The organism is Streptomyces macrolidinus (assembly GCF_023887685.1).
Classification (GTDB): Bacteria; Actinomycetota; Actinomycetes; order Streptomycetales; family Streptomycetaceae; genus Streptomyces; species Streptomyces macrolidinus.
Window position 1 is genome coordinate 1 of sequence record NZ_JAMWMR010000024.1, and the last position, 16325, is coordinate 16325.

Here is a 16325-nt window from a genome sequence, read left to right on the forward strand (position 1 = left end):
GGCCGGGTCCAGGACGATGCGGTCGATCTGCTCGGCGGTGAGCCGGCCGCCGTCGAAGACGAGGCCGAGCTTGAGCGCGGGCCAGTCGATCCGCTCGGTCAGGAAGTGCGCACCGAGGAGCCGAGGCGTCTCGGCGAGGCACAGGCCGGTCTCCTCCAGACCCTCACGCACCGCGCAGTCCCACGGTGTCTCGCCCGGGTCCATGTTCCCGCCCGGCCACTGCCATACGTTCGGATCGCGCGCCGCGCGCAGTTGGATCGGGCGGTCGGCTTCGTCGGTGACGAAGAAGCAGCCGTACACCGTGGCCTTGGGCAGCATGGCCACGTACTCGGCGGGCGGCAGCCAGTCGGCGCTCAAGGGCATCTCCCGTGGATCTACCAGGCGTTGGGGTCGGTGAGTTCGGTGAAGGGCTGGCGTGCGGCCCTGGGGATGCCGAGACGTTCGCGGGCCCGGTGCACGGCGGCGAGTTGGTGGGATGCCGACGGACCCCAGTCGAAGAGCTCCGCGGCCTGCTCCGGGGTGGCCAGAACGCGGACGTAGGTGCAGCCGGTGGCGGGGTCGGGCCGCACGGGTCCGACAGAGGTGAGGGCGGCGGCGTACCGGACGCGTGCGTACGGCTCGGCCGGGTCGGTGAGATGACCGAGGAGCAGCGGCTCGCCGAGCCGGGCGTCGGTCTCTTCGGCGGCCTCGCGGATCAGGGTGGCGACGGGGTCGCCGTGGTCCTCGGGTTCGGGTGTGCCTCCTGGGAGGCAGGCGCAGCCGTTGTGGGGCCCGAGGAGGACGAGGACGCGGCCGTCCGGCGCGAACAGCCAGCCCCAGGACTGGCGCACCGTGAGGCCGTCCGGGGCCGGGCCCGGATGGAAGGGGTAGTGGCGCGAGTGCCGGGCGGTGCTCAGGACACGGGTGTTGTCGAGGACGGTGGGGGCGAGCGGGAGGCCGTTCTCCAGCAGCACGGTACCGCCGCCGTTGATCCGTGCCCGCAGTGCGGACAGGGCTCGGCGGGCGTCGCGTGGGGTCATGAGGTCGGGCAGGCGCGCGGGTTCGACGAACTCGATGGCCTCGATCTCGTGGTCGGGCAGCCGGACGGCGGCGATCTGGGCGTCGGTCCAGGTGCCGCCGTCGTAGACGTAGAGGATCTCGCCGGGGAACCGCATGGCGCTCGGTGCGTCGAAGCTGTCGGCGGAGACCCAGTCGACGGCGAGGCCGCGCTCTACGGTCGTGGTGACGCCGAGTTCCTCCTGCAGTTCGCGGGCGGCGGCGTGGGAGGGGGCTTCGCCCTTGTCGACGGCGCCGCCCGGCAGGAGACAGGTATCGAGGTAGTCGACGTGTTCGACGAGGACCTGCCCGCGCTGGTCGGTGATGAGCACGGAGGTGCCGGACCACAGGGAGGCGGAGGCGCGCAGGGCCCCGTAGTCCTCGTCGGTCATCGAGGTGCCGGGCAGCTCGTCGGAGGCGGAGGCGGAGGGCGTTGTGGTCATGTCTCTCCGATCAGGCGGTGAGGCGGTGGTCAGGTGGCGGTCAGTTGATGCGGATCGCCTGGGACGGGGCCAGGCGTGAGCCGGGTGAAGTACTCGGTCTCGATGATCTCGCGGCGGGTTGCTTCGGGCAGGCGGGCGAGGATACCGGGCAGCGACCGCTCACGCGCGACCTCGCTCTGATGTGCGAGGATCCCGCGCCACTTCACACCGACCCACGGCGCCACGTCCACGACCGTGGTCACGTACGCGTCCGGAACACAGAGCAGGCTCTTTCCAACCCCCGTCAGAAGTGGCCCCAGTTGACCGACCCCGCTGTCGGAGTGAGTACCCGCGTACAGCGCTCGGGGCTGCCACGGTTCCCCGGCTTCCCGGTACACGTGCGGGAGTCCGGCCACTTCGAGGGCGAGGAGGGTGATCTGGTGTGTGCGGCGGTGGTCCGGGTGGCCGGTGAGTTGGCCGAGCGCGTCGTGGGTGACGACAATGTCGGGGCGGAACTCCCGTACGTGCCGCACAAGAAGGCCGACAGGTTCGTCGAGCGGCGCGTCACAGAGGCGGGTTCGTCCGGGCGCGGAGGTCGGGTTGCGGGCGTCGGCGTAACCCAGCATGCGTGGCTCACCCGCGCCCAACGCACGCAGGGCGTCGGCGAGTTCGGCAGCACGGTGACTGGTCGCGCTCCATGTGGTGGTGACGACCGCGGTGCGGGCGCCGTGGGCGGCATGCCGGGCCAGCACGCCACCCGCGAGCAAGGACTCGTCGTCGGGATGGGCGAACACACCCAGCAAGGACGGGGGAGAGGGCAGCGTCACGGAGCGTCTCCTTCCACTGGACGGGTCCTCAGATGATGGCGGCTTCGGGGCTTCCGTGGCACACATTCGTTTTGCCGTTCACCGACCGGTTGCCCCAGCACATGACGCGCTCGCTGACGACGGATCCAACCATGCGAGAAGCTGGGGAAGTTCGATCATCGTTTGCGTGAATTCGCAGTAAGCATATGTCAATTGAATGTGCGGTAACGAAGATGGCGGGTGGTTGATCATTTGGAAGACCCTTGACAGGGGAAGTTGTGCGATTGAGCATCGGTGTGCCTCCGCTGACTGGTGGGGGTTCAGTTACGGACGAGACAGGGGGTTTCGTATGTCCGCGATTGTTTCCACGCTCAAGCACACGAAGTACGTCATGGGTTCGATGACGGCGGTGCTCTTCAGCTTCTGCGTCAGCTGACCCGCGGGTGGGGTGGGCGGCCAGGTCGTCCACCCCACCATGGGACGGGACCGGGGAGCGGGGTGAGGGCGGGAAAGGGACCATGTTCGACGCGGGGATACGACAGTTCCGGATGGCGCTGGCCATGGTGCTCGGCCGCCCGATCAACGTGCGCTCCGCCGAGCGCCTCGTAGCCGACGCGCTCGCCACACTCGCCGAGTTCGGCTCACCCGGCGAGGACGTCGAACAGTTGCTGCACGGCGCCTCCTCCGGTGAGGCGCAGATGCGCACCGACCTCGCGAACAGGGCCCTGCGCCGCACCGCGAAGCGCCTCGCGGCGAAGTCACGCTTCTACGCCGACCACTTCGCGGCGGCAGGTGTCGACCCGGCCGCGCTGAACCTCGACACCATCGACACCGTGCCCGTCACCACCAAGACCGACCTGGTCAAGCGGTCCCGGGACTTCCTGTGCAGTGAACCCTTCCTCGCCTCCCGCACCACCGGCACGACAGGCCGGCCCACCGAGGTCTGGTACTCCCGCTACGAGGAGCGCCTGTGGCCCTCACTCGTCGCCCTCTCCCAGGTGCTGCGCGGCAACATCCGCACCACCGACCTGATCCAGTTCAACGTCAGCTCCCGGGCGACCGGCACCGCGTACACGGAGATGCAGGTCGCACGCATGGCCGGAGCGACGATCCGGATGGTGGGGCTGATACCTCCCGCCGAGACACTCGACGTCACCGCGGGAACCGACGAAGCCGCACCGACGCTGATGGTCACCTACCCCAGCTATCTGGCGCAGTTGGTCCGCCTGGCCCGCGAACGCGGCCTCGGCCCCGCGGACTTCCGGCTGCGCACCATCACGGTCGGCAGCGAAGTACTCTCAGCCACCCTCGCGTCCGCCGCCGAGGCGACCTTCGGCGCCACCGTCGAGGACCTCTACGGCATGACCGAGATCTCCCCGGTCGCGGGCGCGATCTGCCGACAGCGGCATCTCCATATCGACGCGGGCGTCGGACTGGTGGAGGTGTGCGATCTCGACACCGGACGCAAGGCCGCGCCCGGAGAACTCGGCACGATCGTCGCCACCCCGTTCTACCCCTACCGGGAGTGCATGCCGGTCTTCCGCTACGACACCCGCGACCTGGTGCGCCAACTCCCCGACGCGCCGCTCGACTGCGAGATGCGGAACGTACCGGCGACCTCGCACATCCTCGGCAAGGCGGACCATGTGCTGCGCACCCATGACGGCCCGGTGACCCCGCGCGACATCGTCGAGGTCCTCGACGCACTGCCCGGCGCCCGCTGGCCGATGCGCTACCGCGCCGACGTGGTGGACGGCCGGCTGCACGTGGAGGTGGCCGCCTCCTCGCTCCCGGAGACGACCGGCATCGCGCGGTACTTCGCCGACGCGGGCATGGACGTCACGGTCGATGTCGTACCGGTGGACGGCACCCGACTGCGGCGCTACCGCAGCGACTTGCTCGAGCACAGCTTCTCCTCCCTCGGGGGCGCCGTATGACCACCGCACAGAACGTGTTCTTCGTCCTGGTGACCCTCGCGATCGCGCTCGGCGTCTCGCTCGCCTCGGTCGGCTACTTCCGCAAGGTCACGCTGCCCCGCCCCGCTGTCGGCGTCTTCAACGGCAAAGACATGGTCATCATGATGGGCTTCGTGATCGCGCTGCCCTTCCTCTATCTCGCCCTCCCGGACTGGCTGTTGCCACCCGTCCTGGGACTGACCCTGGCCGGTGGGCTCAGCGTCGGCTACGGGGCGGTCGTACGGCGCGGGTCGATGCGCTGGGCGATCATCCTCTGTCTGCTGGCCGCCGACTGGATCACCGCGCGCGGCGCCGAGGACGACCCCACCCACGCCCTGCCGTACTGGCTGATCAACAGCGCGGTCATCATGCTGATGGTGGTCGGCGCCGCCAACCTCAACACCCAGGGCGGCCTGAAGCTGCGGCACGTCTCCCGCTTCGCGCTGGCCCTCGCCGTCTACGACCTCTTCTTCGCCACCGTCGTACCGCTCACCCAGAAGCTGTTCGGCGCCGTCCAGGGCTACGCCTTCGCCCCGTCGGCCGGGGTGCGCATCGGTGAGCTGGGCGGCGTCGTGGGCATGGGTGACCTCCTGGTCTACGCACTCTTCAGCACCGTGGCGTACAAGGCGTACGGACGTCGGGGGCTGACCGTGGCCCTCTGCCTGGTCGCCGTGTTCGGCGCGCTGGCACCGACGTTGGCGCCGATCACGGTCGAGGCCTTCACCGGGCACCTTCCGGAGATCGTGCCCGCGCAGATCTTCTTCGGCCCGGCCGCGTTCATCGGCTACCTCGCGCTGCGCCGCATCGGCCCGGAACGACGCATGATCGAGGTCCGCCCGCCCGCGCGCGTCACGTCGAGCGAGGCCGATGAGGAACGGGAGAGGGCGGGCGGGGATGGCGAACAGGAGAGGGCGGGCGCCGGAATTCGCTCATGAATTCGTGTAATTCGCGTCATGCGCGTCATGCGCGTCATGCGCGTCATGTGTGTCATGTGTGTCAGGGGTGTCAGGGGTGAATTCCAGGGCTCATCTGTCGGTGACCGCCGACAGCCAAGCCGTGTCCTCCGGGCCCGGTGCGTCGGGTCCGGGCTCGGGCAGCCGCCGGACCTCGCCCGTGCGCAGGGCGACCGTGGCCCGTGGCCGCATCGGTCCGTCTCCTCTGCGTGAGAGCAGGACGAGTTCCCACACCGTGGCCGTCATGGCGTCGAGCCGGGTGGCGCAGTCGGCGGTGACGCGGCGCGGATTCCGGGTCCGGCCCAGGGACAGATGAGGGGTGAAGTGCTCGGCGTGTCCGACGCAGCGCGGGAACCGCTGCTGAAGCGAGCGGTACAGGCCCGCCCACGGCGCCTCTCCGGCTGCCGTCGGATCGAGCCACACGGTGAAGTACGCCCGGTGCCGGAAGGTACGCAGGCCCTCCAGCCGGGTCGTGAAGACCGGGGTCTCGGCCGCCGCCGCCGCGAGCAGCGGGGCGGCCCGCTCGAAGTCGGACTCCGGTACGAAGCCGAAGAGCACATTGACGTGCGGTGGCCACCGGTGGATCTGCGGGTCGTGGTCCCGGCGGATGTCCTGGATCGGCGGCCACAGCTCCGCGGGCGGGATCCAGGCCACCGCCGTACGGGAGGTCGGTGACACATCGAGGACGCCGACGGGCTTGCTGCTGCCGCTGCTCGCGGCGGTGCCCGGGTCCGCTTGCGCGTCCCGTACCCGGCCCGCCTCCGACCGGTCGACGCGGTCCACGCCCGTGGCCCGGTCCCAGACCACCTCGCCGTCCGCCTCGATGAACACCACCCGGTGCCACGGGATGTCGCCGCCGGGTACGAAGGACGGCAGCGGGATGCGTTCGACGGTGCCCCCGCGCTGGCCGATCCCCAGCACGAACCGGGCCGGATCGAACCTCGGGTCCCAGCAGACCTGGTGATAGATCTCGTCGCTGGTACGCATCACGACCCCTCTCCACCCTCTGCTGGTCACCATCCTGGGCGCTCAGGGTCATGGATTCCACCGCCGGCCTACCGGTCTACCGGGCCTGCTCGGGCTCCGCGTCGGCAGGCCCGAGCACCGCGGCGCGGGCCGGTGCCCGTACCGCCCGTCCCACCTCCGCCCGCAGCGCCACGAACTCCGGCAGGCCCCGCGTCGCGATCTGGTCGCGCTGTGCGGGGAGTCCGACCGGCAGGTCACGGGCGACGCGGGAGTCCGGGCCCGCGGAGAGGACGACCACACGGTCGCCGAGGTAGACGCTCTCGTCGATGTCGTGCGTGACGAACACGATCGTGGCGCCGTCCGTGCGGTGCACCTCCAGGAGCAGGTCCTCCAGGTCCTCGCGGGTCCGTGCGTCCAGGGAGCCGAAGGGCTCGTCCATGAGCAGCAGAGAGGGGCGTACGACCAGGGCGCGCGCGATGGCGACCCGCTGCTGCATACCGCCGGAGAGCTGCCAGGGGGAGCGGCGGGCCGAGGCCTCGAGGCCGACGCGCTCCAGCATGTGCTCGGCCTCGGCGCGCCGCTCGGCCCGGCGCAGGCCCTGACGGCGCAGCGGCAGCGCCACGTTGTCGCGGACCGAGAGCCACGGCAGCAGCGAGCGGCCGTAGTCCTGGAAGACGACCGCGAGCCGGTCCGGCACACCGGTAACCAACGTGCCGTCGATCGTGACCGCGCCCTCGCGGACGGGCAGCAGCCCGGCGATCGTGCGCAGCAGCGTCGACTTGCCGCAGCCGGACGGGCCGACGACACACAGGAGTTGACCGTCCGGCACGCTCAGCGACACATCGCGCAGGACACGGTGCTCGCCGTACGACTGGCTCAGGGAGTCGAGTCGGAGCATCCGGGTCTCACCTCGCCCACGGTTCGTAGAGCACACCCTCGCTGCCGCTGACACGCAGATGGAGGAGGTGGGGGCCGTCGTCGTCGCCGAGCGAGGTCACCGCGCGGTCCAGGGCCGTGCCGAGGTCGCCGGGGCGGTCCGCGTAGTGCGCCGGGCAGCCGAACGACGCGGCGAGCCCGGCGAAGTCGATGCCGCCGATGTCCGTGCCGGGCACCGGGGCGACACCGATCCGACGGCCGAGCGCGCGCACCGCCCCGTACCCGCCGTTGTCGAGGACGACGAAGGTGACCGGCGCCCGGTGCCGGGCCGCCGTCCACAGCGCCTGCACCGAGTACAGCGCCGAACCGTCGCCCAGCACGCACACCACCCGCCGCCGGTCGGCGAGCGCGCGGCCCACGGCCAGCGGGAGGCCCCAGCCGAGCGCACCGCTGCCCGTGGTGAGGAATCCGCCCGGCAGATCGACCGGCACGCGCGCGTGCAGCGCGTCCCGGTGACTGGGGGCCTCCTCGACGAGCACCCGGTCGCGGGGCAGGCGCCGGCGCAGCTCGGCCAGGACCAGTTCGGGCGTGAGGCCTGCGCTCACGCTCACCGGCGCGGGCCGCCCGCGGGCCGGGGGCGGTTCGCGGTCCGACCGGCCGACCAGCTCGGTGAGCCGCGCGAGGGCGGGGCGCAGCGTGGTGATCAGGCTCGTGCCCGTCGGCAGCCACGCCGCCTGGACCGGATCACAGTCCAGATGGAAGAGCGCGGTGCCCGGCGCGAGCGGGGGGCTGTCGTCGGCCACGTGGTACGTGAACACGGGCGCCCCGAGCGCCACCACGACATCGTACGGAGCCAGACGCGCCGCCAACTGGCCCGCGACCGGCGGCAGGAAGCCCTGGAAGAACGGATGGGACTCGGGGAACCCGGAGCGGCCGGACAGCGGGCTGATCCACACGGCCGCGCGGAGCCGCTCGGCCAGCGCGACCGCCTCCGGGAGCACGGCCTCGTCGTCCACACCGGGGCCGATCACCAGCGCGGGCCGCGCACAGGTGGCGAGGCGGTCGGCGAGCGCGGCGAGGGCTTCCGGGTCGGCGGTGAACCCACTGTGCACCGTCCGGGGCTCGACCGGTCCGGCCGCCCGGTCCCAGTCGTCCTCGGGGACGGACACGAACACCGGCCCGCGCGGAGGCGTCATCGCGATGCGGTGCATCTCGGCGAGGACGGCCGGCACATCGGCGGCCCGGTCCGGCTGGCGGGCGGACTTCACGTACGGGCGCGGGAACCGGTCGGGTTCGTCGGCGCCGAGGAACGGGCGCAGTTGGAGCAGGGAGCGCGCCTGCTGACCGGCGACGATCACCAACGGCACCCGGTCGCGGTACGCGTTGAAGACGGCGCCCAGCGCATGACCGACACCGCCCGCCGAGTGCAGGCTGACGAACGCGGCGCGCCCCGTGCCCAGGGCGTGGCCCGCGGCCATGGCCACGGCGCAGGACTCCTGCAGCCCGAGGACATAGGTGAAGTCGTCGGGCCAGTCGCGGAACATGCGCAGTTCGGTGGAGCCCGGGTTGCCGAAGACGGTGGTCATGCCGGTGTCGCGCAGCAGCCGGACGACCGCGTCCAGGACTGTCGTCGTCACGTCTTCCTCCCTGTGCCGAGCAGCCGCCTCTCGACCGCCAGCAAGCCGGTGTTGAGCAGATGACCCAAGACGCCGAGCAGTACCAGCACCGCCCAGACCGTGAGCAGGTCGGAACGCGACTGGGCGTCGGTGAGCAGGAAGCCGATGCCGTTCTCGGTGCCCGGCAGCAGCTCCGAGAACACCATGAGGATCAGCGTGAGCGACAGGCTGAGCCGCAGCCCGGCGAAGACACGGGGCAGCGCGGAGGGCAGGATCACGTACCGGAGCCGTTCGGCCGGGGTGAGCCGCAGCACGGCGGCGACGTCCAGCCGCAGCGGATCCGTGGCGCGGGCGCCCTCCGCGGTGTTGACGAGGATCGGCCATACGGCGCTGAACACGATCGACGCGACCTGCATCGGCGTACCGAAGTCGAGGACCACGACGAAGACCGGGACCAGGGCGGGCGGCGGAACGGCACGCGCGAACTGCACCACCGGATCACACAGCGCCCAGGCCCGCCGGGAGCGGCCGATCGCCACCCCGAGGGTGATCCCGGCGACGGCGGCGAGCACGAAACCGGTCGCCATCCGGCCGAGGCTCGGCCCGATGGTGTCGAACGCGGCGTCGGTGAGGAACAGATGACTCACCGGGCCGGAGAACCACAGGTCGTAGGCGTGCCGCACGATGCGGGACGGCGGCGGGAAGAAGACGCTGCCGCGCGCCCGTGCCGCAGACTCCCAGACACCGACGGCCACGGCCAGGACCGGCCAGCGCAGCAGGGCACCGAGCGCGGGCCGCGTCGGCCCGGCCGACGGCACGGTCGTCACGTCCGCACCGCGCGCCGCTCGGGCGCCCACGGGAACAACCGCCGTTCCCCCCACACCAGTACGCCATTGACGACCAGGCCGAGCGCCCCTGCCCACACCACGCCCGCGAGCACGTCCCGCGTGCCGTCCGTGGCCAGTTGGGCCTGCGCGATGAAGATGCCGAGGCCCTCGCCGAACCCGGACAGCAGTTCCGTGGCCACGGCCAGTACGAGCGCGACGGCCGCCGAGATACGGACACCGGCGGCGATGAACGGTGCCGCACCGGCCAGTTCGACCCGCCACAGCACCGCGGCCCGTCCGAAGCCGAAGGCGCGGAGCGTGTCCTTGGCCAGCGGCTCGCTCTCACGGAGGCCGTACATCGTGTTGAACAGGATCGGCCATACCGAGGCGTAGGCGATCAGCGTGACCTCGGTCCGGGTGCCGGAACCGAGCAGCAGCGACACCAGCGGGATCAGAGCCACGGACGGCAACGGCCGCAGGAACTCCACGATCGCGCGCATCGCGGCCTCCACGACGGGCACGCTGCCGAGCAACAGGCCGAGCGGCACGGCGATCACACAGGCGAGGGTGAGCCCCAGCGCCCAGGCGCGCACCGTGGCACCGATGCCGTCGAGGAACGCGGAGTCTCCCGCCAACTCGACGGCGCGGGCGAGGACTTCGGACGCGGGCGGCAGATACGTGCGCCGTACGATCCCGGCTCGTGACACGGCCTCGCACGCGCCGAAGGCCAGCAGTACGCCGAGGACGCCGAGTCCGACGTCCCGACGGCCGCGCCGACTCACTTGACGAGCAGCGTCGACGGGTTCACGGCCTTCTTCAACAGTCCCTGCTTCCGCATGAGTTCGGTCAGGCGGCGCAGTCGGCCCGGATCCGTGGCAGCCGGATAGGCGGGCAGTCCGATCGACTTCGCCTGCGCCGCTGACACCTTGGCGTACTTCGGCAATTCCTCGCGTACGGCGGACGGGTCCTGGTGCGCGATCTTCGACGCGGCCTCGATCGCGCGCCGGAACGCGGCGGCGGTGTCCGGGTGTTGTTTCGCGTACCGCGCGGTGGTGACGTATCCGCTGATGGGCAGCGACTCGACGGGGGACGCGCCGCCGTCGACGAGGACACGGGCCTGCAAGCTGTCCTGGATCGCGCTGTCGAAGGGCTCGACCACATGCACCGCGTCGACCCGGCCCTTCTCCAGGGCGGGCCCCATCTGCGGGAACGCGATCTGCCGGTAGACGGGCCCACCGGCCCCCTGCTGCTCGAGAATCGCGTTCAGCGTCAGCGTCTGGATGTTGTTGAGGATGTTGACCGCGACCTTCTTGCCCTTGAGGTCGGCGGCGGTCTTGAGGGGGGAGTCCTTCGGCACCAGCACGTCCATCATGTGCGGAGCGACCCGTACGCCCTCCGCGAGGACGCGTATGTCGAGGGCGCCCTCCTCGTACGCCTGCAAGAACGTCACGTAGTTGGCGCTCGCGATCACGTCGACCTGGCCCTTGGACAGGGCGGGCAGCGCCTGGATGCTCTGCTGCACGGGCTGGATACGGACCTTCAGCCCCTCCTTCTCGAACAGGCCGCGGTCCCGGGCGATGTACAGCGCCGCCGAGTCCGTCAACGGCAGGGCGGCCACGGTGACTTGGGCCCCCTTCCCGTCACCGGCCCCACCCGAGCCGCCGGCCCCGCAGGCCGCGACCAGCAACGCGAGTGCCGCCACGGCCGCCGCCGTCCTTGTCGTTTCCGTCCTTAACCGACGTAACGTCATAACCTCCTGTCTATCAGGGACATGACGGTGATCGCCACAGTCGGCGCGTCGCTCGTACGACAGGTACGGGCCGCCTTCACCCGGCCAGGTACCGGAGTTGCTCGTCGACAGCGGCAGCGAGCGGTTCGGCGAGCCGGCGGTCGGGGTCGGTGACCGCGCTCAGGACGGCTCCGGTGTGGTGGTGGGTCATCGTGACGGCCAGCGGATGGCCCGGCCCCAGCGGCGGGAGGGCCGCCGCGGCGGTGAGCCGGGCGGTTCCGAGAGTGAAACCTCCCGGCGGGCTGGGCACGCTGCTGCACAACAGCGAGAAGTACCGGGGAGAGTCGACGTATCGGCCCGCGGCCGTGCCGAAGGCCGTGAACCGCTGCGGTCGTGAAGAGACCACGTCCGCCTGGGCGTTCGCGCGCTGGTGAAGGCGCGCTCCGCGGATGCGCTGCTCCATGGCCGTCAGCCGCCGGTACGGATCTCGGTGGGTGGGCAGCGGCAGACGGACCGTCGCGTAGTGGTTGCCGAGCAGCGCCGCCTGCGCGGCGGTGCGCACATCGACCGGGACCAGGGCGCAGACCCCGGGAAGCCCCGGGAACCGACCGGTCAGCCCCAGATCCTGGAGCGCGCCCGCGACCGAGGCGAGGAACACCGCCGTGTTCGACGCCCTCGTACCTGTCTTGAGGCCGTCGCGCGCAGCGGTCAGCACCTCGCGGGGCAGGCGGCTGAAGGCGATGTCACGACGGGGCCCGACGGGACCGTGGAACGGCAACGGCCGTCCCTTGGGCAAGAGGTCGTCCAGCGCCCACGCGACCCTTCTGCCGAGCGACGGTGCGGACGGTGCGACCGACACCCGCTCCTGCCGTGCGGCGCGCGCCGGTTCCGGCAACGGGCCGGTGTCCAGGAGCGCGTAGAGCACGGTACGGAGGGACTGGCCGTCCAGCAGCGCGTGATGGGCCCGCAGCAGGAGGGCGAACCCGTTCTCGGCCGGGAGCAGGTGCAGTTGCCAGGGTGGGCGCCCGTGATCCAGTGGCTTCGCCAGGAGTCGGTCGAGCTTCAGTGGCGCAGGGCTCATGTCGCCGGGGGCGGTGATGTGGTGTTCGACATCCAGTTCGTCGGATTCCCGCCAGTGCGGCCAGTTGTCGATGCCGGTTCTGTCGTCGGTGAGGGAGTGGGGCAGGGTCCGTAGCCGCCGGAACGGCTGGAGACGTTGACGCGCTCGGGCGCGCAGCGCCTCCAGCGTGGGTGCCGGTCCCTCGAACCAACTCACGTACAGGGCGGTCATACAGGCCGCGCCACCGCTCTGCTGCCGGTGGAGCCATGCGTCCAACGGCGGCATGGCCGCGATCCGTGTCGGATCGTCGGAGCCGGGCTTCTCGGCGCGGGGGGACGCGGGCGGGTGGAGTGACACGGAAGGCTCCCGGTCTGCGGGTCGTTCGTTCGGCTGTGTCGCCGATGCTCAGGCGCGGCGGGCGAGGGCGTCCGCGACGGCTCCGGCCCCGTCCTCCCGCGCGAGTTCACGGGCGACGGCTGCCGCGTTGCGGCGCAGCGCCTCGCTCTGCGTCGCTGCGGTGAGCGCGTCGGCCAGACGGATCTCCGTCAACTCGGCGTAGGGCAGGGCCCGCACGCTCACGCCGAGGCCCACCAGCCGCGCCGCCCACCAGGGTTGATCGGTCATGACCGGTACGGGGACGGCAGGCACGCCCGCGCGCAGACCGGCCGCGGTGGTGCCCGCTCCGGCGTGATGGACGACCACGGAGGTGCGCGGCATCAGCCAACTGTGCGGAACGGCACCGACGGTGATGATGTCGTCGTCGATCACGTCCAGCCCTGCCCAGCCGGACTGGACGATGCCCCGCAGCTTCGCACGACGCAGCGCACCGGCCGCGAGCCGACCGAGCCGCTCCGGGTCGCCCGGCATCATGCTGCCGAACCCGACGAGGACGGGAGGAGGCCCCGCGGCGAGGAAGTCGGCCAGCAGATCGGGCGGTTGCCAGTGCGGGCACTCGTGGGCCCACCAGTAACCCGCCACCTCCGACCCGGGGCGCCAGTCCGCCGGCCGCGGCAGTACGGAGGGGCTGTAGCCGTGCCAGATCGGCCAGTTGCCGCGCTCGCGCTCGGTACGCAGTCGACGGCTGCTGCGCGGGGCGAGCCCGAGACGACCGTGCACCGCGCGCACGGCCGGACCGTAGAGGGCGTCGAACGCCGTGTTCGCGATCCTGGCGCGGAGCCGGTTGGCCGGGCCCGGTGGCCGCCAGGCCATGGAGCAGGGGGAGAAGTCCCGGCTGGGGACGTCGGGTTGGAGGAAGGCGCCCATCGTCGGGATGCGGTGGTGCCGCGCGACGACCGAGCCGATCGGGGCCGCGAGTGTCGACAGCAGGACCAGATCGGCCTTGGGGTCGACAGCGGTCAGGATCCCGTCGACCAGGGCGAGCGCGGCCTGCTCGCCGGCTTGGCGGAGTGAGCGCAGCGTCTTCAGCGGGACGTCCGGCCGTCGTCCCCGAGCCTCGCCGCGACGGGTGTGCGCGGTGATCAGAGCCTCGAACGGATCCGCCTCCATGGGGCGCATACGCAGACCGCAGCAGGACACCATGGTCGCGAACCGCGCATGGGTGGCGATCTCGACGTCGTGGCCCTCAGCCGCGAGGCGGTGCGCCAGGCCCGTGTACGGGGCGACGGAGCCGGTGGTGCCCACCGTGACGATCTGGATCCTCATACGTCACACCGCCACCAGCGGCGAGATCCGCTCGGCGGTGCGGAGGTACTCGAGCGCCTCCAGCGGCTCACCGCACAGGAACCGCATGAACAGATCGACGAGTTCGACCGGCCGCTCCACCGGCAGCATGTGATCGGCGTCGGACACCACCGCGAACCAACTGTCGGCGCAGGTGGCGGCGAGGGCGCGGCACTGACCGGGCGTCGTGAAGCTGTCGTGTTCCCCGGCGGCGACCAGCACGGGCATCATGGGCGGCTCGTTCAGGTCGAGCCCTTCGTGGCGGAGCAGACGCCGGGTGTTGGCGATGAACTGCTCCTTGTCGTGCGGAGTCAGGTTCAGCAGCCGCCGCAGCAGGAACCGCCGCACCCGCGCCCCCGCGACCACCGACGCGACCGTGTCGACGTTCATGAGCAGGCCCAGGGTGACATCGGTGAACTCCTCGGTCTGTCCGGCCGTGAGGAGGTCGACGCTCCGGCACATCCTGGCCCGCGCCTGGTCCGGGATATGGGTCATGGTGCCGACGAGCACCATCTTCGCCGCGAGGCCGGGACGCCGCTGCGCGAGCCGGTAGGCGACCGCGCTGCCGTACGAACCTCCGACGAGGTTCACCGAGGGCAGGCCGAGGTCGTCGAGCATGTGACCCAGGGCATCCGCCAGGAAGTCGGTTCCGTAGTGCTCGGGAAGGACGGGGCTGGCTCCCCAGCCGGGCAGATCGACGGTGATGACGTCGGCGAACCCCAGCATCTCGCGCTCCAGACGCCCCCAGCTCTCCTTCGTCTGGAACGCGCCACCCACGAGCACCAGCGGCGCGACGCGCGCCGACCTGCTGCGCACGCATCGCGACTCGCACCGGAAGTCACCCCACTGATGTCGCCTGACGACAGCCTCACCCGGGCTCCCGTCCCGGTCGGCCGCGAATTCGGTCACCGACCTCATAGAACCTCCATTGCTCGGCATTACTCATCGAATTCTGCGCAATCATTCCAGATCCGGAAGGGCACTTACTCGCGTCGAATGCAGAGATGGATGTCGAATGCAGAGATGAATATGGAGGTGCTATGAGGATCATCGGCTGAGCGAATTTGCTCGGCGGTCCGGTATTGAGTGAATTCGCTCGACGATCGGGCGGCCGTGCGAGTTTCGCGGGCGGCGGTGCGAGTTCCGCGCTCAGCGGATATACCGCGCCAGCCCCGTCGCCTTGGTCATCAGCCATTCGAGAGGCCCGCGCCGCTGGAAGCGCGACCAGAGGGTCGCGAACGCCATGGCGGCCAGGATGAAGCCGACCAGCACGTGCAGGGGCGATCCGGGCAGCTCCTCGATGCCTAGGGACCGGATGGCGAAGAGGTGGAAGACATACGCGCTCAGCGACATGGAACCGACCGCGATGACCGGCCGGGCCAGGGTCCGGAGCCGCGGGAGGGCGTCCACCGCGGCCAGGCACACGGCCACGACGAGGATCACCACACCGGTGTTGCCCACGATCGACAGCGTGGTCTCACTGTGCGGGGACGCGGCCAGCAGCCAGGCAGGGGTGTCCCCGGACGGGGAACCCGAGGTGTCCGACCACCACATGCTCGTCCCGTCCCCGGCCCCCGCCGACGCACCGATGGCGTCGGCGACGCCGGGGAGGTGCAGCGCCAGCCAGGAGCCTCCATAGCCGATGACCATGAGGGTCGTACCCGTGACGGCCAGGCGGGCCCGGACGACGGTGGACGCCAGATCCAGGCGGGCCACGGCCATACCGGCGATCACGAACGGGACCCACGACAGCGCCGGGTAGGCACCGGTGAAGAGCAGCGAGACGAGGCCGTCGGCCTCACCGGGCGCGCGGACGTCGTCACCGATCGTCTGCTGCACGACATAGAGGACCTGTGGCAGCACGAGTGCCGTGCCCGCGGCGATCGCCGCCAGAGGGCCCGGGCCCAGCCGGTACAGCGGCAGCACGAGCAGGAAGTACAGACCGTAGAAGGCGAGGATCACATCGACCGGGGTGCCGCTCACGGTCAGCCAGGTGCCGAGGCCCAGCAGGATCGCGGCCCGGATCACTATCTTGGCCTGTGCCTGGCGCCCGGCCGACCCGGTCTTCGGCGCGCCGCGTCCGGTGATGAGGACGACGGCGAAGCCCGCCAGGAACGCGAAGAGCGCGGAGGACCTGCCGTGGGCCAGCTCCATCAGGAACCCGGTCACACCGCCCTGCTCGGGGTCGGGACCCACATGGGCCGCGTACATGCCGAACACGGCGAGTCCGCGCGCCAGGTCCAGCCCGATCAGGCGGCCTGCGGGTGCCTTCCCGCTGTCGCGTACGGGGGCAGGCGCGTTCACTGCGGGAGCTGCGACGTCTGAGTACTGAGCCATGCCGTCCAGAGGTGGGAGTGGGTGTGATCGCCGGGTGACCGGCGGATGTACGGGCCGCCCCCA

The 16325-nt window shown here is 71.2% G+C and carries 14 protein-coding genes and 1 pseudogene; 2 read left to right on the plus strand and 13 right to left on the minus strand.

What is annotated here, in order from left to right:
• The 3 genes from NGF19_RS23210 to NGF19_RS23220 form a co-directional block, all read right to left on the minus strand.
• Positions 1-357, minus strand: a 357-nt coding sequence (locus NGF19_RS23210; protein WP_252427146.1) for an NUDIX domain-containing protein, incomplete at its 3' end; no start/stop codon positions are given.
• A 17-nt stretch (positions 358-374) separates the two neighbouring features.
• On the minus strand, positions 375-1478 hold the full coding sequence (locus tag NGF19_RS23215; RefSeq protein WP_252427147.1) for an NUDIX hydrolase: 1104 nt from the start codon (positions 1476-1478) through the stop codon (positions 375-377).
• A gap of 29 nt (positions 1479-1507) precedes the next feature.
• On the minus strand, positions 1508-2284 hold the full coding sequence (locus tag NGF19_RS23220) for a PIG-L deacetylase family protein (RefSeq protein WP_252427149.1): 777 nt from the start codon (positions 2282-2284) through the stop codon (positions 1508-1510).
• Positions 2285-2781: 497 nt separating this feature from the next.
• Between NGF19_RS23220 and NGF19_RS23225 the strand changes: the two genes are divergently transcribed.
• Complete coding sequence (locus NGF19_RS23225; RefSeq protein WP_252427151.1) at positions 2782-4200, plus strand: phenylacetate--CoA ligase family protein; 1419 nt, start codon at positions 2782-2784, stop codon at positions 4198-4200.
• Entirely contained in the window at positions 4197-5153 is a 957-nt protein-coding gene (locus NGF19_RS23230) for a hypothetical protein (RefSeq protein WP_252427153.1), read from the plus strand. Before NGF19_RS23225 ends, NGF19_RS23230 begins: the two co-directional genes overlap by 4 nt.
• 168 nt (positions 5154-5321) lie before the next feature.
• Here the strand turns inward: NGF19_RS23230 and NGF19_RS23235 are convergent.
• The 10 genes and pseudogenes from NGF19_RS23235 to NGF19_RS23280 all read right to left on the minus strand — a co-directional run.
• Positions 5322-6158 (minus strand): annotated as a pseudogene (locus tag NGF19_RS23235) (RNA repair domain-containing protein); the annotation flags it as partial.
• 76 nt (positions 6159-6234) lie between these two features.
• Complete coding sequence (locus NGF19_RS23240) at positions 6235-7035, minus strand: ABC transporter ATP-binding protein (protein ID WP_252427157.1); 801 nt, start codon at positions 7033-7035, stop codon at positions 6235-6237.
• Between the two features lie 7 nt (positions 7036-7042).
• Positions 7043-8650: a benzoylformate decarboxylase gene (gene mdlC, locus NGF19_RS23245; protein ID WP_252427159.1), complete on the minus strand. Its 1608-nt coding sequence runs from the start codon at positions 8648-8650 to the stop codon at positions 7043-7045.
• Entirely contained in the window at positions 8647-9456 is an 810-nt protein-coding gene (locus tag NGF19_RS23250; RefSeq protein WP_252427161.1) for an ABC transporter permease, read from the minus strand. Before NGF19_RS23250 ends, mdlC begins: the two co-directional genes overlap by 4 nt.
• Entirely contained in the window at positions 9453-10238 is a 786-nt protein-coding gene (locus NGF19_RS23255) for an ABC transporter permease (RefSeq protein ID WP_252427163.1), read from the minus strand. Before NGF19_RS23255 ends, NGF19_RS23250 begins: the two co-directional genes overlap by 4 nt.
• A complete protein-coding gene (locus NGF19_RS23260; protein ID WP_252427164.1) occupies positions 10235-11158 on the minus strand; it encodes an ABC transporter substrate-binding protein in 924 nt (307 codons plus the stop codon). The genes NGF19_RS23255 and NGF19_RS23260 overlap by 4 nt, the downstream gene beginning before the upstream one ends.
• A 124-nt stretch (positions 11159-11282) precedes the next feature.
• A complete protein-coding gene (locus tag NGF19_RS23265) occupies positions 11283-12602 on the minus strand; it encodes a wax ester/triacylglycerol synthase domain-containing protein (RefSeq protein ID WP_252427166.1) in 1320 nt (439 codons plus the stop codon).
• Positions 12603-12650: 48 nt separating this feature from the next.
• Complete coding sequence (locus tag NGF19_RS23270; protein ID WP_252427168.1) at positions 12651-13907, minus strand: glycosyltransferase; 1257 nt, start codon at positions 13905-13907, stop codon at positions 12651-12653.
• A 3-nt stretch (positions 13908-13910) separates the two neighbouring features.
• Positions 13911-14741 carry an alpha/beta fold hydrolase gene (locus NGF19_RS23275; RefSeq protein ID WP_252427169.1) on the minus strand — a complete coding sequence of 277 codons (831 nt, stop codon included), beginning with the start codon at positions 14739-14741 and terminating at the stop codon, positions 13911-13913.
• 333 nt (positions 14742-15074) lie between these two features.
• Positions 15075-16262: a DUF418 domain-containing protein gene (locus tag NGF19_RS23280; RefSeq protein ID WP_252427171.1), complete on the minus strand. Its 1188-nt coding sequence runs from the start codon at positions 16260-16262 to the stop codon at positions 15075-15077.
• Positions 16263-16325 lie beyond the last annotated feature (63 nt).

Excerpts from the sequence above, each read along its gene's own strand:
- NGF19_RS23215 (WP_252427147.1), bottom strand. The coding sequence starts at position 1,478 with ATGACCACAACGCCCTCCGCCTCCGCCTCCGACGAGCTGCCCGGCACC.
- NGF19_RS23225 (WP_252427151.1), top strand. The coding sequence starts at position 2,782 with ATGTTCGACGCGGGGATACGACAGTTCCGGATGGCGCTGGCCATGGTG.
- NGF19_RS23230 (WP_252427153.1), top strand. The coding sequence starts at position 4,197 with ATGACCACCGCACAGAACGTGTTCTTCGTCCTGGTGACCCTCGCGATC.
- NGF19_RS23240 (WP_252427157.1), bottom strand. The coding sequence starts at position 7,035 with ATGCTCCGACTCGACTCCCTGAGCCAGTCGTACGGCGAGCACCGTGTC.
- NGF19_RS23270 (WP_252427168.1), bottom strand. The coding sequence starts at position 13,907 with ATGAGGATCCAGATCGTCACGGTGGGCACCACCGGCTCCGTCGCCCCG.
- NGF19_RS23280 (WP_252427171.1), bottom strand. The coding sequence starts at position 16,262 with ATGGCTCAGTACTCAGACGTCGCAGCTCCCGCAGTGAACGCGCCTGCC.